Source organism: Enterobacter sp. RHBSTW-00593 (assembly GCF_013784105.1).
GTDB classification, from domain to species: Bacteria; Pseudomonadota; Gammaproteobacteria; order Enterobacterales; family Enterobacteriaceae; genus Enterobacter; species Enterobacter ludwigii.
The window spans coordinates 3,812,864-3,835,420 of the sequence record NZ_CP056393.1 but is presented as its reverse complement, the minus strand read 5'-3'; the positions used below and the strand labels follow the sequence as shown (position 1 = coordinate 3,835,420).

22 protein-coding genes and 5 tRNA genes are annotated in these 22,557 nt (G+C 55.7%); 19 read left to right on the top strand and 8 right to left on the bottom strand.

Annotation, left to right across the window (positions count from 1 at the left end):
- Positions 1 to 13: 13 nt before the first annotated feature.
- The 5 genes from gutM to srlA all read right to left on the bottom strand — a co-directional run bounded on the left by gutM (position 14) and on the right by srlA (position 3,124).
- Positions 14 to 373, bottom strand: a complete 360-nt coding sequence (gutM, locus tag HV242_RS18370; RefSeq protein ID WP_020883847.1) for a transcriptional regulator GutM — start codon at positions 371 to 373, stop codon at positions 14 to 16.
- Between the two features lie 61 nt (positions 374 to 434).
- Positions 435 to 1,214, bottom strand: coding sequence for a sorbitol-6-phosphate dehydrogenase (gene srlD, locus HV242_RS18365; protein WP_014171346.1), 780 nt, complete (start codon positions 1,212 to 1,214; stop codon positions 435 to 437).
- 15 nt (positions 1,215 to 1,229) lie between these two features.
- Complete coding sequence (srlB, locus tag HV242_RS18360; protein ID WP_020883848.1) at positions 1,230 to 1,592, bottom strand: PTS glucitol/sorbitol transporter subunit IIA; 363 nt, start codon at positions 1,590 to 1,592, stop codon at positions 1,230 to 1,232.
- A 12-nt stretch (positions 1,593 to 1,604) separates the two neighbouring features.
- Entirely contained in the window at positions 1,605 to 2,564 is a 960-nt protein-coding gene (gene srlE, locus HV242_RS18355; protein WP_014171344.1) for a PTS glucitol/sorbitol transporter subunit IIB, read from the bottom strand.
- Positions 2,561 to 3,124 carry a PTS glucitol/sorbitol transporter subunit IIC gene (srlA, locus tag HV242_RS18350; RefSeq protein ID WP_014171343.1) on the bottom strand — a complete coding sequence of 188 codons (564 nt, stop codon included), beginning with the start codon at positions 3,122 to 3,124 and terminating at the stop codon, positions 2,561 to 2,563. The genes srlE and srlA overlap by 4 nt, the downstream gene beginning before the upstream one ends.
- Positions 3,125 to 3,398: 274 nt before the next feature.
- Between srlA and mltB the strand changes: the two genes are divergently transcribed.
- The 19 genes from mltB to HV242_RS18255 all read left to right on the top strand — a co-directional run bounded on the left by mltB (position 3,399) and on the right by HV242_RS18255 (position 18,047).
- Entirely contained in the window at positions 3,399 to 4,499 is a 1,101-nt protein-coding gene (gene mltB / locus HV242_RS18345) for a lytic murein transglycosylase B (RefSeq protein ID WP_168769595.1), read from the top strand.
- 242 nt (positions 4,500 to 4,741) lie between these two features.
- Positions 4,742 to 5,395 carry a metal ABC transporter ATP-binding protein gene (locus HV242_RS18340; protein ID WP_044866114.1) on the top strand — a complete coding sequence of 218 codons (654 nt, stop codon included), beginning with the start codon at positions 4,742 to 4,744 and terminating at the stop codon, positions 5,393 to 5,395.
- Complete coding sequence (locus tag HV242_RS18335) at positions 5,392 to 6,252, top strand: metal ABC transporter permease (protein WP_025203390.1); 861 nt, start codon at positions 5,392 to 5,394, stop codon at positions 6,250 to 6,252. The genes HV242_RS18340 and HV242_RS18335 overlap by 4 nt, the downstream gene beginning before the upstream one ends.
- A gap of 14 nt (positions 6,253 to 6,266) precedes the next feature.
- Entirely contained in the window at positions 6,267 to 7,145 is an 879-nt protein-coding gene (locus tag HV242_RS18330) for a metal ABC transporter substrate-binding protein (RefSeq protein WP_020883853.1), read from the top strand.
- Between the two features lie 130 nt (positions 7,146 to 7,275).
- Positions 7,276 to 7,773, top strand: coding sequence for a nicotinamide-nucleotide amidase (gene pncC, locus HV242_RS18325; RefSeq protein ID WP_020883854.1), 498 nt, complete (start codon positions 7,276 to 7,278; stop codon positions 7,771 to 7,773).
- Positions 7,774 to 7,862: 89 nt separating this feature from the next.
- Positions 7,863 to 8,921: a recombinase RecA gene (recA, locus tag HV242_RS18320; RefSeq protein WP_047366622.1), complete on the top strand. Its 1,059-nt coding sequence runs from the start codon at positions 7,863 to 7,865 to the stop codon at positions 8,919 to 8,921.
- A gap of 68 nt (positions 8,922 to 8,989) precedes the next feature.
- Positions 8,990 to 9,490 (top strand): recombination regulator RecX, encoded by a 501-nt coding sequence (recX, locus tag HV242_RS18315; protein WP_014171334.1) that lies wholly within the window; start codon positions 8,990 to 8,992, stop codon positions 9,488 to 9,490.
- Positions 9,491 to 9,621: 131 nt separating this feature from the next.
- On the top strand, positions 9,622 to 12,249 hold the full coding sequence (gene alaS / locus HV242_RS18310) for an alanine--tRNA ligase (RefSeq protein WP_025203392.1): 2,628 nt from the start codon (positions 9,622 to 9,624) through the stop codon (positions 12,247 to 12,249).
- A gap of 241 nt (positions 12,250 to 12,490) precedes the next feature.
- The gene (gene csrA / locus HV242_RS18305) at positions 12,491 to 12,676 is read left to right on the top strand and encodes a carbon storage regulator CsrA (RefSeq protein ID WP_000906486.1); all 186 of its coding nucleotides are present in this window, start codon (positions 12,491 to 12,493) and stop codon (positions 12,674 to 12,676) included.
- Positions 12,677 to 13,019: 343 nt separating this feature from the next.
- Positions 13,020 to 13,112: transfer RNA gene (locus HV242_RS18300), tRNA-Ser, on the top strand.
- Positions 13,113 to 13,116: 4 nt separating this feature from the next.
- A tRNA-Arg gene (locus HV242_RS18295) sits at positions 13,117 to 13,193 on the top strand.
- A 64-nt stretch (positions 13,194 to 13,257) separates the two neighbouring features.
- Positions 13,258 to 13,334: transfer RNA gene (locus HV242_RS18290), tRNA-Arg, on the top strand.
- Positions 13,335 to 13,495: 161 nt separating this feature from the next.
- Positions 13,496 to 13,572 (top strand) — tRNA-Arg (locus tag HV242_RS18285).
- A gap of 158 nt (positions 13,573 to 13,730) precedes the next feature.
- Positions 13,731 to 13,807: transfer RNA gene (locus HV242_RS18280), tRNA-Arg, on the top strand.
- A gap of 133 nt (positions 13,808 to 13,940) precedes the next feature.
- On the top strand, positions 13,941 to 14,507 hold the full coding sequence (gene yqaB, locus HV242_RS18275) for a fructose-1-phosphate/6-phosphogluconate phosphatase (protein ID WP_014171331.1): 567 nt from the start codon (positions 13,941 to 13,943) through the stop codon (positions 14,505 to 14,507).
- Positions 14,504 to 14,932, top strand: coding sequence for a YqaA family protein (locus HV242_RS18270; protein WP_032678833.1), 429 nt, complete (start codon positions 14,504 to 14,506; stop codon positions 14,930 to 14,932). The genes yqaB and HV242_RS18270 overlap by 4 nt, the downstream gene beginning before the upstream one ends.
- Before the next feature lie 83 nt (positions 14,933 to 15,015).
- A complete protein-coding gene (gene gshA / locus HV242_RS18265) occupies positions 15,016 to 16,560 on the top strand; it encodes a glutamate--cysteine ligase (protein WP_014171329.1) in 1,545 nt (514 codons plus the stop codon).
- 152 nt (positions 16,561 to 16,712) lie between these two features.
- The gene (gene luxS / locus HV242_RS18260) at positions 16,713 to 17,228 is read left to right on the top strand and encodes an S-ribosylhomocysteine lyase (RefSeq protein WP_032680415.1); all 516 of its coding nucleotides are present in this window, start codon (positions 16,713 to 16,715) and stop codon (positions 17,226 to 17,228) included.
- Positions 17,229 to 17,282: 54 nt separating this feature from the next.
- A complete protein-coding gene (locus HV242_RS18255; protein ID WP_050737212.1) occupies positions 17,283 to 18,047 on the top strand; it encodes an AraC family transcriptional regulator in 765 nt (254 codons plus the stop codon).
- Here HV242_RS18255 and leuA read toward each other — a convergent pair.
- The 3 genes from leuA to emrA form a co-directional block, all read right to left on the bottom strand.
- Positions 18,044 to 19,693, bottom strand: coding sequence for a 2-isopropylmalate synthase (gene leuA / locus HV242_RS18250; RefSeq protein ID WP_063858697.1), 1,650 nt, complete (start codon positions 19,691 to 19,693; stop codon positions 18,044 to 18,046). The genes HV242_RS18255 and leuA overlap by 4 nt on opposite strands.
- Before the next feature lie 96 nt (positions 19,694 to 19,789).
- Entirely contained in the window at positions 19,790 to 21,337 is a 1,548-nt protein-coding gene (gene emrB, locus HV242_RS18245) for a multidrug efflux MFS transporter permease subunit EmrB (RefSeq protein WP_020883860.1), read from the bottom strand.
- A 16-nt stretch (positions 21,338 to 21,353) separates the two neighbouring features.
- On the bottom strand, positions 21,354 to 22,526 hold the full coding sequence (gene emrA / locus HV242_RS18240) for a multidrug efflux MFS transporter periplasmic adaptor subunit EmrA (RefSeq protein ID WP_020883861.1): 1,173 nt from the start codon (positions 22,524 to 22,526) through the stop codon (positions 21,354 to 21,356).
- Positions 22,527 to 22,557: the final 31 nt, after the last annotated feature.

Here is a 22,557-nt window from a genome sequence, read left to right as displayed (position 1 = left end):
GTTCACAACGAAATTATCCATGTTTCAGATTAAGCGCTAATGATAGAGCATTCTGACAGAGCGAATCATGGGGAAAGATCACATCGGGTTGTAATTCCTGCAGCGATATCCCGTTAATCGCCTGGATTTTCGCCGGGCGGGCAAAAACGGTCATCCCGCGCATGATGAGGGAATCGCAGACCCTATTGTGTTCGTCCAGCGCAATAGCAACCACCACGCGCGGTTTGAAACGCCCGCCGGAACGCCCGACGCCCACGCGCCCTTTCTGACACAGGGCATCAAACGCGCGGTTAAACTGGCGGATTTGCCAGCCGCCAAAGATCAGCTGGCACATCCAGGCGATGGCGGCGACGGTAATGAGTGCGGTAACCATACGAGCTCCTTGTTGTTCCCTCTCCCGAAGGAGAGGGGGATACGGGCATCAGCGTGTTCGATCAGAACATCACCTGCCCGCCGGTGACATTAATGGACTGCCCGGTGCAGTAAGAGGCTTTGGGGCTGGCATAAAACAGCAGCATGTTCAGCACGTCCTGATAATCGCAGCCGCGCTTCAGCGGCACTTTGTCGATGTAATACTGCTCCACTTCCTCCTCTTTCAGCCCGAGCTTGGTGGCATATTGCGGCAGCAGGGACTGGAACATCGGCGATTTCAGCAGGTTGCCCAGCATCAGCGAGTGAACGGTAATGCCATATTCGGCCAGATCGAGGGCCAGAGATTGCGTCAGCCCAACGCCGCCAAATTTCGCCGCGCTGTAACCGGAGTTGTGTTTGCTGCCCACTTTGCCCGATTTCGAGTTGATCTGGATGATGCGCCCCTGAATGCCATCGCGGATCATCAGACGGGAAAACTCGCGTGCGCAGAGGAAATAGCCCACCAGGTTAACCTGCAGGGAGCGGTCGAAGTCCCCCAGTTCGAAATCGCTGATAAAGGCCGCTTTGGCTATTCCTGCGCTGTATACCAGCAGGTCGGTACGGCCAAAAATCTCGTCCACGCCGCGGGCCAGCGCCATTACGCTCTGCTCGCTGGTGGCATCAGCACCAAATCCGTAGGCCATCCCTTCACCCAATTCGGTGTTGATGGTGTCCGCCACGCGTGCGGCTTTTTCACTCTGAATATCCACTACCGCCACGCGGTAACCCTCTGCAGCAAGCCCACGGCAGAGGAACTCGCCTAAGGTTTGTCCCCCACCAATGACAACGGCAACCTGACTCATATCTTTCTCCTTAAATTACGCAACAAACTTCAACGTGCAGCCTGGGGTGACAGCCTGCGGAACCGGGCCATCCACATGAACCGTGCCGGGATATTCCGCCTGCGGCTGGCCATCAAAACGCAGGGTGATATGGCCGAGCTCCCGCAGGTTTTGTCCGGCCACGTCGCCGACGGCGGTCACGGCGTAGCGCGCGTCACCCAACTCCAGCTGGCTCCCGGCCTTCAGCTCGCCGTTCATCTCGCCGTGACAGTGGATAAAGCAAAACTCTTCGATATCCGCGGGCGCACCTTCGCGGAAGGTAATCAGCATCTTGTCGCTGAGCGCATCGGCCGCGCTCTGGCCAATGCGGGTGATGGTGGTCTGGTAAATTACGGTCATCACAGGAACCTCTTATTGGTAAATAAAGCCGGAGACAAACCAGGCAATCAGCACCGTCGGTGCGCCGGTCAGGAAACGGCTGACCAGTACAGACGGCACGCCAACGCGCACGGTGTCCTGGCGCGCTTCTGCCAGCGACAGCCCGACAGGAATGAAATCACACGCCGCCTGGGCATTAATGGCAAACAGGGCGGGCAGAGCCAGATGCGGGGGAATGTTGCCAAGGCCAATCTGCACGCCAATCAGCACGCCGATAACCTGCGCAATGACCGCGCCTGGGCCGAGAAACGGCGACAGCAGCGGGAAGGAGCAGATCAGCGCCAGCGTCACCAGCCCGAGCGGGTGGCTCGCCAGCGGGGCGAGGCCGTGGGCAATCCAGTCGCCCAGACCCGAGGCCATGATGATGCCGATCAGCGCCGAAACGAATGCCATAAACGGCAGAATGGTTTTCAGCACCGTGTCGATGGTGTCGCGCCCGGACTGGAACAGCACGGCCACGGCAGAGCCCATCCCCATTCCGACTTTTGCCAGCAGGCCGTCACTCTGTTCGGTGATTTTTTTACTCGTGTCGTAATCACGCGGGGCCGCTTTCTGAGGGGCAGCAGACCCCTGTGCCAGGTGAATGTTTTCCTCCTTCACGCCGGAGACGTAAATGTCCTCCAGGATGTACTGCGCCAGCGGACCTGATTTACCGGTAGAGTGAATATTCACGGTAGGAATACGCCGCTTGGGGTAGATGCCGCAGCGCAGCGTGCCGCCGCAGTCAATCACCGCCACGCCAATTTCCGCTTCAGGCGGTTCGCCCTCTTTGAAGCCGTCGACCGCTTCCCAGCCGGTCAGCTCACGCAGTTTGTCGACAATGGCCGGACGTGTGCCTGCGGTGATGTAGACAATTTTTTTGCCTTCAGTGGCGTCGAATTCCAGCGGGCCGCCCCAGCCGCCCGTTCCTTTTTCAATACGAATACGGCTCATGCTGCGGCTCCTGAAAGATGGACTTTCTGTTCAAGCTGGATACCCATTTTCTTCTCGAAAATGGCGGTGGTGAGGTCCGTGACCCAGCCGCGGAAAAAGTTGGTGACCAGACCGACCAGCAGATAACTCACCGCCAGCGGACCGAGCGGCAGGCCAAGCGTGGTCAGGCCGCTGGCAATGCCCAGATAGACAAACAGCTCGCCGGGGTTGATATGCGGGAACAGGCCATTCATGGAGTGGCAGCTGTAGGAGGCTGCGGCGTAATAGCTGGGCTTGTACTTTTCAGGCATAAAGCGGCCGAGGCTCAGCGTCATCGGGTTGCAAAAAACAAACGTACCGATGAAGGGCAGAACCAGGTAACGGGAAAGCGGATTGCCGGCGCAGCGCTGGGCAAAGCGTTCAATGCGTTGCTGGCCAATAAAGTTAATCAGCGCGTTCATGATGACCAGCAGGCTAATCAGCAGGGGCAGGATCCCGGTCACCATGCCGGTGAACACTTCTCCGCCTTTCTGAAACAGCCCGATGAACCACTCGGCGCCGTGGGTGATGGTTTCTATCATTCTTCTCTCCTGTGGGGCTTTTTTGTTTTTGTATAACTGAGGCTAATAATAATCACTTTGAAAGGTTTTAAAGTGTTAATTAGATCTCACAATGAAAGAAAAATGGATTATTTTGAAAGTTAATTGCCAATGGGAGTCTTGTGTGGATGAAAATTGCACAGATTTGCGATGGGGAGCGTAAAGATTTGGTGGGGGAGGTGCGTACCACTTCCTTGAGGTGTTGCGGATGCTTTACCATACTGGGTTCTTATCGAACCCGTTAAATGGATGTCACATGTTCAAGCGTCGTTATGCAGCGTTGTTACCTGCGCTTATTCTGCTGTCTGCCTGTAGTAGCAAACCCAAGACCGAAGCCGTGCAGCAAACGGCTGGCGCGCCTTCCGGAGGATTCCTGCTGGAGCCGCAGCATAATATGATGCAGATGGGCGGCGACTTTGCGAATAACCCGGCGGCCGAGCAGTTCATCGATAAAATGGTGAGCAAACACGGTTTTGACCGCCAGCAACTGCATGAAATTCTGTCGCAGGCGAAGCGACTGGATTATGTTCTGCGTTTGATGGATCGCCAGGCACCGACGGCTCAGGTACCGACCGGGCCAAATGGCGCATGGCTGCGTTATCGCAAACAGTTTATTACGCCGGATAACGTGCAAAATGGCGTGGTCTTCTGGAACCAATATGAAGATGCGCTGAACCGTGCGTGGCAGGTGTATGGCGTACCGCCTGAAATCATCGTCGGGATTATCGGCGTGGAAACCCGCTGGGGCCGCGTGATGGGCAAAACCCGTATCCTCGATGCGCTGGCGACGCTCTCCTTCAACTACCCGCGTCGCGCTGAATATTTCTCGTCTGAGCTGGAAACCTTCCTGCTGATGGCGCGCAATGAACAAGATGACCCGTTAGATCTCAAAGGCTCGTTTGCCGGTGCGATGGGCTACGGCCAGTTTATGCCGTCCTCCTATAAGCAATATGCCGTCGACTTTAACGGAGATGGTCATATCAACCTGTGGGATCCGGTGGATGCCATCGGCAGCGTGGCGAACTACTTTAAAGCGCACGGCTGGGTGCCGGGCGGTCAGGTGGCGGTGCAGGCTAACGGCCAGGCACCAGGGCTTGAGAACGGCTTTAAAACCAACTACAGCGTTTCGCAACTGGCCGCTGCAGGCTTAACGCCAACGCAGCCGCTGGGAAATACGCAACAGGCGAGCCTGCTGCGTCTGGATGTCGGTACGGGTTATCAGTACTGGTACGGGCTGCCTAACTTCTACACCATCACCCGCTATAACCACAGCACTCACTATGCGATGGCCGTATGGCAGCTGGGGCTGGCGGTGTCACAGGCGCGCGTGCCTGCCGTGTCGCCGTTCAGTCAGTAACGCTTGATGTTCGACCCTCTTCCGCCGGGAGAGGGTTGGGCTGATATCCAGAAACATTTCGCCACACTCCCGTTAATCTCCGCTCATTTACATCCGCATTATCTTTCATTATTGTTATGTTATAACATTTGATGTGGTGATGAGATGTCTACTTCCTTTTTTTCTCTGTCTGCGCCGGTCCGGCTTCTGATGGCGCTGATTGTCTTTATCGGGCTGGCCGTGTGCTGGGCGGTGGCATTGCCATGATTGTGATGAGTCAACTCACGGCGGGTTACGACCGCGAGCCGGTCACGCGTCCTCTTTCCGGGGTGATTGAATGCGGGAGCATGACCGCCATCCTCGGGGCCAACGGCTGCGGTAAATCAACGCTTCTGAAAACCCTCGCCGGGTTTATCCCGCCGGTAAGCGGCCGTTTTCACTGGCAGAAAAAACGCCCGGTAATGGGCTGGCTGGCACAGCGTCATGCCCTGGAGGCGCAATTTCCGCTAACCGTGCAGGATGTGGTCAGCATGGGCTGCTGGCCTGAAGCGTCGCTTTTTTCTGGCCTTCGCCGTGAAATGCGGCTGCGCATTGCCGGTGCGCTTGAGCGGGTGGGGCTTGGAACGATGGCGCTAACGACCATTGATGAGCTCTCAGGCGGTCAGTTTCAGCGCATGCTGTTCGCGCGGGTATTAGTGCAGCAGGCGCCGCTGGTCATGCTCGATGAGCCCTTTACCGGCGTTGATGAAGCTACCTGTAATGTGCTGATGGACCTGATGCTGGAAATGTATATGCAGGGGCAAACGGTGCTTGCGGTGTTGCACGACAGCGAGCGTGTATCGCGCCACTTCCCGCAGACGTTACGGCTGGACGCTGACATTCCCCAGTGGAAAACCGAGCGGGTGAGGGTGGCATGATCTGGCATATCTTTTTTCAGCCTTTTATTGAGTATGGCTTTATGCGCCGCGCGCTGGTGGTTTGCCTGGCGTTGTCCGTCAGTACCACTGCTCTGGGCGTTTTCCTTCAGCTGCGCCGGATGAGTCTGATGGGCGATGCCCTCTCTCACGCCATTTTGCCCGGCGTCGCGGTGGGGTATTTGCTCAGCGGTATGTCGCTGCTGGCCATGAGCGTGGGAGGCTTTATTGCCGGTATTACCGTGGCGCTGGTGGCCGGGCTGGTCAGCCGTCGAACGCCGCTTAAAGAGGACGCCAGTTTTGCCGGGTTCTATCTTGGTTCGCTGGCGCTGGGCGTCACGCTGGTATCACTGCGCGGTTCGAACGTCGATCTTCTGCACCTGCTGTTTGGCTCCATCCTGGCGGTGGATAACGATGCCGCGCTGTTTGTGGCAGGCGTTTGCATGTTCACCCTTATCACGCTGGCGATTTTCTACCGTGGGCTGGTGACCGAGGCCTTTGACACCGCCTGGCTGCAGGTAAACGCCCGCCATGTTCCCGGCTTATTACACGGCCTGTTTCTGGCGCTGCTGGTGCTTAACCTCGTTGCCGGTTTTCAGGTGCTTGGCACGTTGATGGCGGTCGGGCTGATGATGCTCCCTGCGGTAGCGGCACGCTGCTGGGCACGCACTTTACCCGGGCTGCTATTGATGGCGGGTATCAGCGGTATTTTCTGCGCGTGGCTCGGACTCAGTCTCTCCTGGGCCGCCAGCCTGCCCGCGGGGCCGTCCATCGTGCTTACCGCCAGCGCGCTGTTCTTTATTTCCATTTTATTTGGCACGCGCAGCAGGCTGGCTGGCAGCCTGCGTGCGCTTTTTTAACGCAAGGGGAAACGATGAAACGTACGGGATTCGTAGTGGCGCTCGCGCTGGGGATGATGTCGCAAACGGTGATGGCGAAAACGCTCAATGTGGTGACCAGCTTTTCCATACTGGGGGATATGACCCGGGAGGTGGGCGGTGACCATGTGAACGTCACGACGCTGGTGGGGCCGGACGGCGATCCGCATACCTTCGAGCCCTCGCCAAAAGATAGCGCGGCGCTAAGCAAGGCAGATGTTGTGGTGGTCAATGGTCTGGGACTGGAAGGGTGGCTGGATCGCCTGGTGAAAGCCTCCGGGTTCAAAGGCCAACTGGTGGTGGCGTCGCGTGGTGTGCAGACGCATACCCTCGAAGAAGAGGGCAAAACCGTCACTGACCCGCACGCCTGGAACAGCGCGGCGAACGGGGCGCTGTACGCGCAAAATATTCTCAACGGGCTGGTGAAAGCCGACCCAGAAGATAAAACCGCGCTGGAAGCGACCGGAAAACCGTACATCGCGCAGCTTAAGCAGCTGGATAGCTGGGCCAAAACGCGTTTTAGCCAGATCCCGCTGGTGAAACGTAAAGTGTTGACCAGCCATGACGCGTTCGGCTATTTCAGCCGCGCCTACGGGGTGACGTTTATGGCGCCCCAGGGGTTGTCGTCAGAGAGCGAGGCCAGCGCGGCACAGGTCGCTGAGATCATTAATCAGATTAAAGCGGACGGCGTGAAAACCTGGTTTATGGAAAACCAGCTCGACCCGCGGCTGGTTAAACAGATTGCTACAGCCACCGGCGCGCAGCCGGGAGGCGAGCTTTACCCGGAAGCGCTCTCGGCAAAAGGGGGCGTGGCAGAGACCTACGTTAAGGCGTTCCGCCACAATGTTGATACCCTCGCTGACAGCATGAAATAATCCTCGCCACCGCCGGTGCGCTCGCATCGGCTTTTTTCTGAAGCCGCCTCGTAAATCCCGCAGCGCATCCCCATATCTGACGAGAAAGTGCTATCTTGTGCTGCATGTTTTTCTAAGGCCTGGAGCGAGAATGACTGACCATGAATTGATGCAGCTTAGCGAAGTGGTGGGGCTGGCGCTTAAGCAACGCGGGGCGACCCTCACCACCGCGGAGTCCTGCACCGGCGGCTGGGTGGCGAAAGCGATTACCGATATTGCCGGCAGTTCCGCCTGGTTTGAACGTGGTTTTGTGACCTACAGTAATGAAGCTAAAGCGCAAATGATCGGCGTGCGGGAATCTACGCTCGAACAGCATGGCGCGGTCAGCGAGCCGGTGGTGATTGAGATGGCTATTGGTGCGCTCAAAGAGGCGCGCGCGGATTATGCAATATCGATTAGCGGCATCGCGGGCCCGGACGGGGGCAGTGACGTGAAGCCTGTCGGCACCGTCTGGTTTGGTTTTGCTACCGCCAGAGGTGAAGGGATCACCCGCCGGGAGTGCTTTAGCGGCGATCGCGAAAGCGTGCGTCGTCAGGCAACCGTTTATGCATTAAAAACGCTCTGGCAACAATTTCTACAAAATACTTGATACTGTATGACCATACAGTATAATTGCACCAACAGAACAGAAATCCACGGTGAAGCACAGTCGCTTCTCCCGGCATGACAGGAGTAATAATGGCTATCGACGAAAACAAACAGAAAGCGTTGGCGGCAGCACTGGGCCAGATCGAAAAGCAATTCGGTAAAGGCTCCATCATGCGCCTGGGTGAAGACCGTTCCATGGATGTGGAAACTATCTCCACCGGTTCGCTTTCTCTGGATATCGCGCTGGGCGCTGGCGGCCTGCCAATGGGCCGTATCGTAGAAATCTACGGGCCCGAGTCCTCAGGTAAAACAACCCTGACGCTGCAGGTTATCGCTGCGGCACAGCGTGAAGGTAAAACCTGTGCGTTTATCGATGCCGAGCACGCGCTGGACCCTGTTTATGCTCGTAAGCTGGGCGTTGATATCGACAACCTGCTGTGTTCTCAGCCGGACACCGGTGAGCAGGCGCTGGAAATTTGTGACGCGCTGGCCCGTTCCGGTGCGGTTGACGTTATCGTGGTCGACTCCGTTGCCGCTCTGACGCCAAAAGCTGAAATCGAAGGCGAAATTGGTGACTCTCATATGGGCCTCGCGGCACGTATGATGAGCCAGGCAATGCGTAAGCTGGCCGGTAACCTGAAGCAGTCCAACACGCTGCTGATTTTCATCAACCAGATCCGTATGAAAATTGGTGTGATGTTCGGTAACCCGGAAACCACTACCGGTGGTAACGCGCTGAAATTCTACGCGTCTGTCCGTCTGGATATCCGCCGTATCGGCGCGGTGAAAGAGGGTGAAAACGTGGTGGGTAGCGAAACCCGCGTGAAGGTTGTGAAGAACAAAATCGCAGCGCCGTTCAAACAGGCTGAATTCCAGATCCTCTACGGTGAAGGCATCAACTTCTACGGCGAACTGGTTGACCTGGGCGTGAAAGAGAAGCTGATTGAAAAAGCGGGCGCATGGTACAGCTACAACGGCGACAAGATTGGTCAGGGTAAAGCAAATGCAATCTCCTGGCTGAAAGAGAACCCGGCTGCGGCGAAAGAAATTGAGAAGAAAGTGCGTGAGCTTCTGCTGAACAACCAGGACGGTACGCCTGATTTCGTGGTGGATAACGCGAGTGCTGAAGAAACCAACGAAGATTTCTAATTCTCTCGTTTAAAGATGAAGGGCTGCTAATGCGGCCCTTTTTGCATTTCTGAATCAGCAGGTTTTTTATGAGTGAATCGACTTCACGCCGCCCTGCCTATGCACGCTTACTGGACCGTGCGGTACGCATTCTTGCCGTCCGTGACCACAGCGAACAGGAGTTGCGGCGAAAACTGTCGGCCCCCGTCATGAGTAAAAACGGGCCGGAAGAGATTGATGCGACTGCGGAAGATTACGACCGCGTCATTGCCTGGTGCTATGAGCACCGCTATCTGGATGACGAGCGTTTCGCTTCCCGGTTTCTTGCCAGCCGTGGCCGCAAAGGATATGGCCCCGCGCGTATCCGCCAGGAGCTGAACCAGAAAGGGGTCGCCCGTGAAACCATTGAAAAGGCCATGCGCGAATGCGACACAGACTGGTGCGCGCTGGCAAAAGAACAGGCCATTCGCAAGTACGGCGAACCCTTGCCACGTGAATTTTCAGAAAAAGTTAAAATCCAGCGCTTTTTGCTCTACCGCGGCTTTCTGATGGAAGATATTCAGGATATCTGGCGTAATTTTGCGGATTGAACGCATGCGGGATTTTACTTCCCACTAAAGAAAACTTATCTTATTCCCACTTTTTCCAGTAGCTGGTCTGTCCAACGTTTTACCGATACAGGCTTGCTACGACATTTCGTTAGCTTGATTTCAGGATAATTATGAGCAAGAGCACCGCTGAGATCCGTCAGGCGTTTCTCGATTTTTTCCATAGTAAGGGACATCAGGTAGTTGCCAGCAGCTCCCTGGTACCGAACAACGATCCGACTCTGCTGTTTACCAACGCCGGGATGAACCAGTTCAAGGATGTGTTCCTTGGTCTCGACAAACGTAATTATTCCCGCGCCACAACCTCACAGCGTTGCGTGCGTGCGGGCGGTAAACACAACGACCTGGAAAACGTCGGTTACACCGCGCGTCACCACACGTTCTTCGAAATGCTGGGTAACTTCAGCTTCGGCGACTACTTCAAACACGATGCCATTCAATATGCGTGGGAACTGCTGACCGGTGAAAACTGGTTCAACCTGCCGAAAGATCGTCTGTGGGTTACCGTCTATGAAACCGATGACGAAGCCTACGAAATCTGGGAAAAAGAGGTTGGTATCCCGCGCGAGCGTATTATTCGCATCGGTGATAACAAAGGCGCACCTTATGCGTCTGACAACTTCTGGCAGATGGGCGATACCGGTCCTTGCGGTCCGTGCACCGAGATCTTCTACGATCACGGCGACCACATCTGGGGTGGTCCTCCAGGCAGCCCGGAAGAAGACGGCGATCGCTACATTGAGATCTGGAACATCGTCTTCATGCAGTTCAACCGTCAGGCTGACGGTACGATGGAGCCGCTGCCGAAACCGTCCGTTGATACCGGTATGGGTCTGGAGCGTATTGCGGCTGTTCTGCAGCACGTTAACTCCAACTACGAAATTGACCTGTTCAGCACTCTGATTAAAGCCGTTGCGCAAGTGACGGGTGCAACCGATCTGAACAACAAATCGCTGCGCGTTATTGCAGACCATATCCGTTCCTGCGCGTTCCTGATTGCCGACGGCGTGATCCCGTCGAATGAAAACCGTGGCTATGTGCTGCGTCGTATCATTCGTCGTGCTATCCGTCACGGCAACATGCTGGGCGCGAAGGACACCTTCTTCTATAAACTCGTTGGGCCACTGATTGGCGTGATGGGCGCAGCCGGTGATGAGCTGAAACGTCAGCAGGCGCAGGTTGAGCAGGTTCTGAAAACGGAAGAAGAGCAGTTTGCTCGTACTCTGGAGCGCGGACTGGCGCTGCTGGATGAAGAGCTGGCGAAACTTCAGGGCGATACGCTGGACGGCGAAACCGCTTTCCGCCTGTATGACACCTACGGTTTCCCGGTTGACCTGACGGCGGACGTTTGCCGTGAGCGCAACATCAAAGTGGACGAAGCAGGCTTTGAAGCCGCAATGGAAGAGCAGCGCCGCCGTGCGCGCGAGTCCAGCGGTTTTGGTGCTGACTACAACGCGATGATTCGTGTTGATGGCGCATCAGAATTCAAAGGCTACGAAAATCTGGAACTGACTGGCAAAGTGACCGCCCTGTTTGTTGACGGTAAAGCCGTAGACAGCATCAACGCGGGTCAGGATGCGGTTGTCATTCTGGACAAAACGCCGTTCTACGCAGAATCCGGCGGCCAGGTTGGCGATAAAGGCGAACTGAAAGGCAACGGTTTCAGCTTCAGCGTAAGCGACACCCAGAAATACGGTCAGGCGATTGGCCATCAGGGCAAACTGACTGCCGGTTCTCTGAAAGTGGGCGAGGGTGTTCAGGCGAACGTTGATGAAGCTCGTCGTGCGCGCATTCGTCTGAACCACTCAGCTACGCACCTGATGCACGCTGCCCTGCGTGAAGTTCTGGGTACGCACGTTGCACAGAAAGGTTCTCTGGTTAACGATAAAGTGCTGCGCTTCGACTTCTCTCATTTTGAAGCGATGAAGCCGTCAGAAATCCGCGCGGTGGAAGATCTGGTGAATGCGCAGATCCGTCGTAACCTGCCAATCGAAACCCATATCATGGATCTCGAGGCGGCGAAGAAGAAAGGCGCGATGGCACTGTTCGGCGAGAAATACGACGACCGCGTTCGCGTGCTGAGCATGGGCGACTTCTCGACTGAACTCTGCGGCGGGACGCATGCCTCCCGTACCGGCGACATTGGTCTGTTCCGCATTGTTTCCGAATCAGGAACGGCGGCGGGCGTGCGTCGTATTGAAGCGGTAACCGGTGAAGGCGCGATTGCCAGCCTGCATGCGCAGAGCGATCAGCTGCACGACATCGCGCAGTTGTTGAAAGGTGATAGCCAGAACCTGGGCGAGAAAGTGCGCGTTGCGCTGGATCGTACGCGTCAGCTGGAAAAAGAGCTGCAGCAGCTGAAAGAGCAGGCTGCGGCGCAGGAGAGTGCAAACCTCTCCAGCAAAGCTGTAGACATTAAGGGCGTCAAACTGCTGGTCAGCGATCTGGCGGGCGTTGAGCCTAAGATGCTGCGTACTATGGTCGACGATCTGAAGAACCAGCTCGGTTCCACAGTTATCGTGCTGGCGACAGTGGCAGAAGGTAAGGTTTCTCTGATTGCGGGCGTCTCTAAGGATGTGACCGACCGCGTAAAAGCAGGGGAACTGATTGGTATGGTCGCCCAGCAGGTGGGCGGTAAGGGTGGCGGTCGTCCGGACATGGCGCAAGCCGGTGGTACGGATGCGGCGGCACTTCCTGCGGCATTGGCCAGTGTTGAAAGCTGGGTGAGCGCGAAACTGTAATAACTACAAAGCACAAGCAGACGCCATAGCGGTAACGTTATGGCGTCTTGTTCACTGCGCTATCGATAACGATAAAGTCAGGTTGAGTTTGTGTATATCGGCTAAACTTACGTTTAACAGAATGTGATGCCGTGACTGCTTACACTTTACGTGTTTGTCATCGCTTACTTTTTGGCGTTATATGATGGATAATGCCGGGATACAAGAGACCCGACTCTTTTAATCTTTCAAGGAGCAAAGAATGCTGATTCTGACTCGTCGAGTTGGTGAGACCCTCATGATTGGGGATGAGGTCACCGTGACAGTTTTAGGGGTAAAGGGTAACCAGGTACGTATTGGTGTAAACGCTCCTAAAGAAGTATCTGTCCACCGTGAAGAGATCTACCAGCGTATCCAGGCTGAAAAATCCCAGCAGTCCAGTTACTGATATTGTCGCGTCTCGCTGTCGGGCGAGACGCAACCTCTCCCGCCATTTTTCCTGCTTAAAGTTACCGTTTAATTTCAATCGCTCTGTTTTTAACCACTCTCTTACCCTTAACTCGCCTCAACATCACTATTCTGTCATCAGTTTTCTGAGAAGATGCCTGCAAAATCCGCTTATAAAACACCCTCTTTGCGGCTTTTGCATGCGAATTGCGTGTGATTTGTGCAAACGATAAAAGCTTTTGGAAAATTGTTTGACTTATAAGTCCCAGAAAGTAATATATGCGCCACGCAGCGACGAGAAGCTCTTAACGAGTTACTCGGAGCACTCGAAAGAGGCGTTGTGTGGTGAGGTGGCCGAGAGGCTGAAGGCGCTCCCCTGCTAAGGGAGTATGCGGTCAAAAGCTGCATCCGGGGTTCGAATCCCCGCCTCACCGCCATTTTGCATCCGTAGCTCAGCTGGATAGAGTACTCGGCTACGAACCGAGCGGTCGGAGGTTCGAATCCTCCCGGATGCACCATCTATTACTTCATATTGCTTTCGAAGTGATATGAATATCGAGTAGTACAATAGTAAATCCCGATGCATCCGTAGCTCAGCTGGATAGAGTACTCGGCTACGAACCGAGCGGTCGGAGGTTCGAATCCTCCCGGATGCACCATCTTCTCCGAGATAACAGCAAGGCTGTTGTTTCAAGGTCTGCGGGTTAGCCGCAAGCACCAGGGAGGATAACGTTGCTTTAGCAACGGCCCGAAGGGCGAGGCGCAGCCGAGTAATCCTCCCGGATGCACCATTTACTATTTCTGAAAGCAGTACCCTGATGCATCCGTAGCTCAGCTGGATAGAGTACTCGGCTACGAACCGAGCGGTCGGAGGTTCGAATCCTCCCGGATGCACCATCTTCTCCGAGATAACAGCAAGGTTGTTGTTTCAAGGTCTGCGGGTTAGCCGCAAGCACCAGGGAGGATAACGTTGCTTAGCAACGGCCCGAAGGGCGAGGCGCAGCCGAGTAATCCTCCCGGATGCACCATTTACTGTTTCAAAAGCATTTCCCGATGCATCCGTAGCTCAGCTGGATAGAGTACTCGGCTACGAACCGAGCGGTCGGAGGTTCGAATCCTCCCGGATGCACCATCTTCTTTTCTGTACCACTCTCTTTCTCCCTGGTTATTCCTTCGACGTTCCGTCAGCAATCATTTCTCTTTGAGCGACAAAAACCACCGTTTACGATAAAGTAATGCTTTGTTAATCGTTTAGCGAGAGCACGATGTACGCACAGTATGACGGTTTGATCTTCGATATGGATGGCACTCTCCTGGATACCGAACCCACGCATCGTCAAGCCTGGACTGATGTCCTTGCTCGTTACGGTATGCGTTTCGATCTTCAGGCGATGATCGCCCTCAACGGAGCCCCAACCTGGCGTATAGCGCAGGCCGTGATTGAACGTAATCATGCCGATCTCGACCCGCACCTTCTGGCCCGTGAAAAAACCGATGCGGTAAAAGCGATGCTTTTAGATACCGTGCGCCCGTTACCGTTAATTGACGTCGTAAAAGCATGGCACGGGCGTCGTCCTATGTCCGTTGGCACGGGCAGTGAAAGCGCTATTGCGGAAGCGCTGCTCACCCATCTTGGCCTGCGCCATTATTTCTCTGCGGTGGTTGCCGCCGATCATGTTCAAAATCACAAGCCCGCACCGGACACCTTCCTGCGTTGTGCAGAATTGATGGGTGTGCCTGCGGTGAAATGTGTTGTGTTCGAAGATGCTGATTTTGGTATTCAGGCCGCGCGCGATGCCGGGATGGATGTTGTGGACGTCCGCTTACTGTGAGTGACGCGCTGTCACTTTTATCATTATTCGCCAGCAGTTTTTTAAGCGCCACGCTCTTGCCGGGAAATTCGGAAGTGGTGCTGGTGGCGATGCTGTTGTCTGGCGTGAGTCAGCCCTGGTTGCTCGTGTTAATAGCAACAATGGGTAATAGCTTTGGAGGGCTGACTAACGTTATTCTTGGGCGTTTCTTTCCGCTGCGTGAAAAATCGCGCTGGCAGGAAAAGGCAGTCGGCTGGCTAAAACGCTATGGCGCTGCCACGCTGTTATTAAGCTGGATGCCTGTAATAGGTGATTTACTGTGCCTGCTGGCGGGATGGATGCGCATCTCCTGGGGGCCAGTGCTCTTTTTTTTGTGCCTTGGCAAGGCGTTGCGCTATGTTCTCGTGGCATGGGCAACACTACAGGGTATGACGTGGTGGCACTAATTGGTGGAATGAATACGCGACCTTCAATCGTCAACCATTACAATTATGCTGAGTAACAATACTTTGACAGGCGGGAGGTCAATTTGATCCCGGACGTATCTCAGGCGCTGGCCTGGCTGGAAAATCACCCTCAGGCACTGAAGGGTATTCAGCGTGGTCTTGAGCGTGAAACGCTGCGCGTTAACGCGGACGGTAGCTTAGCGACAACGGGTCACCCGAAGGCGTTAGGCTCGGCGCTGACACATAAATGGATCACAACCGATTTCGCTGAAGCGCTGCTGGAATTCATCACGCCAGTGGATGGTGATATTGATCATATGCTAACGATTCTGCGCGACATCCATCGCTACACTGCCCGCAATCTGGGTGATGAGCGTATGTGGCCGCTCAGCATGCCGTGCTATATCGAACAAGGCCAGGAGATTGAACTGGCGCAATACGGCACGTCAAATATCGGTCAGCTGAAAACGCTCTATCGTGAGGGGCTGAAAAACCGCTACGGTGCGTTGATGCAGACCATCTCTGGCGTGCATTACAATTTCTCTTTACCCATGGCGTTCTGGCAGGCGAAGTGCGGCGAAACGGATAAAGACGCGATCTCCGCGGGTTATTTCCGCCTGATCCGCAACTACTATCGTTTTGGCTGGGTCATTCCGTATCTGTTTGGGGCATCGCCTGCGATATGCTCGTCATTCCTGCAGGGGAAACCGACCACGCTGCCGTTCGAGAAGACAGAGTGTGGAATGTACTATCTCCCGTACGCCACCTCTCTGCGTCTTAGCGATCTGGGTTATACCAATAAGTCGCAAAGCAATCTCGGTATTACGTTTAACGAATTGCACGAATATGTGGCAGGATTGAAGCGGGCGATCAAAACGCCGTCGGAAGAGTACGAGAAAATCGGCCTCGAAAAAGACGGTAAGCGCCTGCAGATCAACAGCAACGTGCTGCAGATTGAAAATGAACTGTACGCGCCTATTCGTCCGAAGCGCGTTACGCGCAGCGGTGAAACCCCGTCGGATGCACTGCAGCGCGGCGGGATTGAATACATAGAAGTGCGTTCGCTGGATATCAACCCGTTCTCACCCATCGGCGTTGATGAGCAGCAGGTTCGCTTCCTGGATCTGTTTATGGTCTGGTGCGTACTGGCGGATGCGCCGGAAATGAGTTCAGAGGAACTGCTCTGTACCCGTACCAACTGGAACCGCGTGATTCTGGAAGGGCGCAAGCCGGGTCTGACGCTGGGGATTGGCTGCGAGACAGCGCAGTTCCCGCTGACGAAAGTGGGTAAGGATCTGTTCCGCGACCTGAAGCGTGTTGCCCGGACCATGGACAGCATTGACGGTGGGGAAGCCTATCAAAACGTCTGCGACCAGCTGGTTGAATCGTTTGATAACCCGGAACTGACGTTCTCAGCGCGTATTCTGCGTTCTATGATTGATCAGGGTATTGGCGGCACCGGGCGTTCGCTCTCTGCGGAATACCGCGAGATGCTGAAGCAGGAGCCGTTAGAGATTCTGAGTGAAGCCGATTTTGTGGCAGAACGAGACGCGTCTGTCGTGCGTCAGAAAGAGGTTGAAGCGGCGGATACGGAGTCGTTTGAGGCGTTTCTGGCGAAACAGGCTTAACAGAAAAGAAAAAGGCCACATCGCTGTGGCCAAAATATACATCTCTGAATTCAGGGATGATGATAACAAATGCGCGTCTTTCATATACTCAGACGTGCATTTTGTAGAAGAGTTCAGTTTATTTTAAAAAAAATCACTATTGGAGGTGACGTATGCCGTTATTAGATAGCTTTACTGTCGACCATACCCGTATGGAAGCACCTGCAGTACGTGTGGCGAAGACCATGCACACCCCGCACGGCGACACGATCACCGTATTCGATCTGCGCTTCTGCGTGCCCAACAAAGAAGTGATGCCAGAGAAAGGCATTCACACCCTGGAGCACCTGTTTGCCGGGTTTATGCGTGACCACCTGAACGGTAATGGCGTGGAGATCATCGATATCTCTCCGATGGGTTGCCGTACCGGTTTCTACATGAGCCTGATTGGCCAGCCTGAAGAGAAACGCGTCGCGGATGCCTGGAAAGCGGCAATGGAAGATGTGCTGAAGGTGAAAGAGCAGAACCAGATCCCTGAGCTGAACGTATATCAGTGCGGAACTTACCAGATGCACTCTCTGGAAGAAGCCCAGGAGATCGCGCGTCATATCATCGAGCGTGACGTTCGCGTAAACAGCAACGAAGCGCTGGCGCTGCCAAAAGAAAAACTGCAGGAACTGCACATCTAGTGCACCTTTTCCCTCTCCCTCAGGGAGAGGGTAGGGTGAGGGGTGTTTAACCTCATGACCACGACCTCAACCTTCTCCTTTACCCATCGCCCACTTGTTCCTTATGCCCATGATTACCTTCATGGCGACAGCGAGCCGTGGCATCAGCACGACTGCGCGCAATTGCTGCACACCCTGAGTGGGGTGGTGAGAGTCGATACCGCATCAGGTTGTTGGGTGGTGCCGCCCGGACGTGGCGTCTGGTTACCCGCGGGCACTCCGCACTCTTTGCGTATTACCGGTAACGTTGCGGCGCGTACGCTGTTTATCGATCCCCTGGCGCGAGCCGATCTTCCGGCAACCTGTCAGATAGTCCATATCTCCGGTCTGTTACGCGAACTTATCCTCACCTCGCTGACGCTTGAGGCGTCCTACTCGCCTGGCAGTCGTGATGAGCGCGTATATGAGCTCATTCTGGATGAAATCCGCACGTTGCGGGTGCTGCCGTTTCACCTGCCTGAGCCGGAAAGCGAGCCGTTGCGTACCCTTTGCCAGCAGATCCGGCTGTTGCCGGGGGAAAGCTGGGGCAGCATGCAGGCCGCAAACACGCTTGGTATGAGTGAACGTACGATGAACCGCCATTTTAAGCAGCAGACGGGGTTAAGCTACGGTGAGTGGCTAAGAAGGGCGCGCCTGCTGGAAGCGCTGCTGCGCCTGGGACAAGGTCAGCCAGTGCTACGAGTGGCGCTGGATCTGGGCTACGGCAGCCACAGTGCCTTTACGGCGATGTTTCGCCGGGTGATGGGGATATCACCCAGCGATTATTTCAAAGACAGCTAGCTGACAGCATTGAACAGGGCCTGAAGAGACGCGCGGGCCACGTCGCTGTCAATGCCGACGCCCCAGCGACTGCTACCATCCTGAAACAGACAGCGGATATACGCCACCGAGCGGCTGTCGCTGCGCTCCCCAAGCGTATGTTCGTGATAGTCCTTAATCACAAACGGGGTCGTGACCCAGCGGCTTATACCATTGGCCGCTGCGGATAACAGCCCGTTGCCTTGCCCCTCCAGCTGGCGCATCCCGCCCTGCGTCGTGACGCTTGCCGTCAGATGTAACTGCCCGTCCTGCTGGCTGTCGCTACGGTAAGCGTGCAGGGCAAAGTCCGGCGTCTCTACCAGCCCATAACGTGTGCGGAACAGTTGCCACAGCGCATGCTGCGTCATCTCTTTACCGTGCTGGTCGGTTTCCTGCTGTACGTGCTGGCTAAAGTCCTGCTGCAGGGCGCGGGGTAATTTCAGACCATGGTTTTGTTCGATAAGCCACGCGCTGCCGCTTTTTCCTGACTGGCTGTTAACCCGGATCACCGCTTCGTAGGTGCAACCAATATCCTGTGGGTCAACCGGCAGATAGGGCATCTCCCAGCGTTCGTCAGGCTTGCGGGCATCAAAGCCTTTCTTGATGGCATCCTGGTGTGAACCCGAAAATGCGGTATACGCCAGCCGTCCTGCCCACGGATGGCGCGGATGCACCGGCAGCTGGTTGCAGGTTTCTACCACCTCCACCACGTGATTCATGTCGCTAAAGTCCAGATTCGGGCTAATCCCCTGGCTGTAGAGGTTCATTGCCAGCGTGACCAGGCAGACGTTACCGGTTCGTTCTCCGTTACCAAACAGACACCCTTCGACACGGTCTGCACCGGCCATCAGGGCCAGCTCCGCGCTGGCGACACCGGTGCCGCGGTCGTTATGCGGATGGACGCTGATGCAGACATCGCTGCGGCGGCTGAAATGACGGCAGAAATACTCAATCTGATCGGCATAGACATTCGGTGTACTGACCTCAACGGTGGCCGGTAAGTTGATCACCATCGGGCGTTCGGCGCACGGCTGCCAGATGTCTGCCACGGCTTCGCAAATCGCCAGCGCAAAGTCCGGCTCGGTAAAGCAGAAAGTTTCCGGAGAGTATTCGTATTGCCAGCGGGTGGCGGGATTCTCTTCGCACAGCGTGCGGATAAGACGCGTGGAACGGGTCGCCAGCTCAACGATTTGCGCTTTCTCCATACCGAATACCAGGCGGCGGAACAGCGGGGCGGTGGCGTTATACAGGTGTACCGTGGCCTGCTTCGCCCCGCGCAGCGACGCAAAGGTGCGCAGGATAAGGTCTTCACGCGCCTGGGTTAATACCTGAATGGTGACGTCATCCGGAATGCGGTTTTCGTCGATCAACTGACGCACAAAATTGAAGTCCGTCTGCGAGGCGGAGGGGAAAGCGACTTCGATTTCTTTGAATCCGCAACGCAGTAACAACGCCCAGAACTGCAGTTTGCGGTTGCTGTCCATCGGCTCGGCAAGGGCCTGATTACCGTCGCGTAAATCGGTGGAAAGCCAGCGCGGCGCCTGCGTGAGGCGTTGCTCAGGCCAGCGGCGATCGGGCAGGGAAATAGCAGGTTGAGGTTGGTATTTGTCGGAAGGTGTTTTCAGCATGGTGCGCTCCTGTTGTCTTTTCACTATCGTGAATCGATTTCAGGAGCGCTGCTTTATCGTTACTGACAATCGCTGTCGCGATCTGGACACCGCACGTTAGTGCGCACCGCCGCCACCGCCTCCGGCGCCAAACGGTGGTCGGGCAAACCATACCAGTCCCAGCAGGATGATAAAGATCCCCGCCGATATCCAGAATATCTCGTTTGCCGAGATAATCAGGCCCTGGTTGGTGATCTGCTGGGCGATCCAGCCGGACGCCTGCTGCTCCGTCATTCCCATTCCCTGAAGCTGACTGTACATCTGCTGCGAGTTAGGGTTGAACGGGTTCACCGCTTCGGTCAATTGCGCATGGTGCATCGACTCGCGATTGGTCCAAAGGGTCGTGGTGATCGACGTCCCGATGGAGCCTGCCAGCGTACGCGTAAAGTTCGACAGGCTTGATGCCGCCGCCATGCGCTCAGGCGGTAAGCCGGAAAGCGTAATGGTCGTCAGCGGCATAAAGAAGCACGCCACGGCGAAGCCCTGAATGAACTGCGGCCATGCGGATGCGCCAAAGTCCATGCCCGGCTCGAACGTATACGCGCGCCAGTAGAAGCACACCGCGTACATGATAAAGCTGAAGGTCACCAGCCTGCGCATGTCGAGCTTGTGAGCGAAGCGGCCGATAATCGGCGACAGCAGGACTGGAATTAACCCCACTGGCGCAGAAGCCAAACCTGCCCAGGTTGCGGTGTAGCCATATACCTCCTGCAACAGCTGCGGCAGCAGAACGATTGCGCCGAAGTAGAGCATGTAGGCCAGGCTGATACACAGGCAGCCGATGGTGAAGTTTCGCGACTTAAACAGCGAGAGATCGACGATGGGGTTATCATCCGTCAGCTCCCAGACGATCAGGAAGCTCAGCGATATCACCGCCACAACGGTCAGGATGATAATCTCTGTCGAGTTAAACCAGTCCAGCTCTTTACCCTGATCGAGCATCACCTGCAGGCTACCGATCCCGACCACCAGCAGCGCCAGACCAATGGCGTCAATTCGCCGCTGCTCTGTTCGGGTTTCGCGACCGCGCAGCGTTTGCAGGGTCAGCATCACCACCAGCGCACCAATTGGCACGTTGATGAAGAAGATCCAGCCCCAGTGGTAGTTGTCGCTGATATAGCCGCCGAGGATAGGCCCGCAAATCGGTGCGACAATCACCGTCATTGACCACAGCGCCAGCGCGATAGAGCGCTTAGCGGGCGGATAGTTGTTCAGCAGCAAACTCTGCGACAGCGGAATCAGCGGCCCGGCCACAATCCCCTGAATGACGCGGAAGATGATCAGCATCGTCAGGCTGTTGGACATGCCGCATGCCCAAGAGGCGAGCACGAACAATACCGTTGACCACAGGAACAGCTTCACTTCACCGACGCGCTTCGCCAGCCAGCCGGTGATAGGGATGGAGATGGCGTTTGCCACCCCAAACGAGGTAATGACCCAGGTCCCCTGGCTCAGTGACGAGCCAAGGTTACCGGCGATGGTTGGGATCGCCACGTTTGCGATGGTAGAGTCCAGCACCTGCATGAATGTCGCCAGCGACAGCGCAATGGTCATGATAACCAGTTGCGCCCCCTCCAGCGGTTTTTGCGGCTTTTGCTGTTGCATAACGCTCACCTTCGGATTAACCGGCGTTTGCCTTCACGATGTCATCGATCAGTTTATTGACCGGATCGAGGCTAATTTCACGGGCGTTACTTTCATAAGCCGGGGTGCTGCGCACCTGACTTGCCAGGATCTGACCATCGCGGTTGGCGGTATCAACCGTTACCAGCGTAGAGAGGCCAATACGCAGCGGATGGTCCGCCAGCTGTTTTGCATCCAGTTCAATACGTACGGGCAAGCGCTGAACCACTTTGATCCAGTTCCCGGTGGCGTTTTGCGCTGGCAACAGGGAGAAGGCACTGCCGGTCCCCATATCCAGGCCGACCACTTTCCCGGTGTACTTCACGTCATCACCGTAAATATCGCTGATCACCGTCGCGGTCTGGCCGATACGCATATGGGCAAGCTGCGTCTCTTTAAAGTTCGCATCAACCCACAGGTTGTCCGCCGGAACGACCGCCATCAGCGGCGTGGTTGGGCTAATTTGGGCGCCAGGCTGGACGGAACGACGAGAGACGTAGCCGGTCATCGGGCTGACAATTTTAGTACGCTGCAGGGCAAGCCACGCGTTGCGCACGTCGGTGGCAGCCTGTTGCACGGCAGGCTGGTTTTCCAGGCTGGTGCCCAGCACCATCGCCTGGTTGGCGTTGTACTGTTGAATCGCCACGTCCAGCTGCGCCTGTGCGCTGGCAACGGCATCACGCGCGTGCTGCAGCTCTTCACGGCCAATCAGGTTGGCAGTGCCGAGGGGAACGCGACGGTTCAGGTCGCTCTGCGCCTGCGCCAGTGCGGTTTTCTGCACGTCGATGTTGGCCTGCAGCTGCTTGCTGTTGATCATCAGCTGGCGGGTCTGACGGACGCTGGAGGCCAGCGCGGTCTGGGCTTTTTCAAAAGCCTGTTGGGCGTCGGTCGGATCGAGCGTGACCAATACATCCCCTTTTTGCACAAAATCGGTGTTATCAGCCCAGACTTTCGTCACGCTGCCCGATACCTGCGCCATAATTTGTACCTGGTTCCCTGCCACGTATGCATCGTCTGTCTCTTCAGCATGACGCAATACTAAAAACCAATAGATCCCATATGCCACGGCAATAATAATAAAGAGCAATGTCAGTACAATAAGGGCGCTTTTGCGTTTGCCCTTTTTATTGACCGGTTGCTGCGGGGTAGTGCTCTCCGCATTTGCGCTCATTGTTGTTCTCCACGATCTTCTTATTTTCACA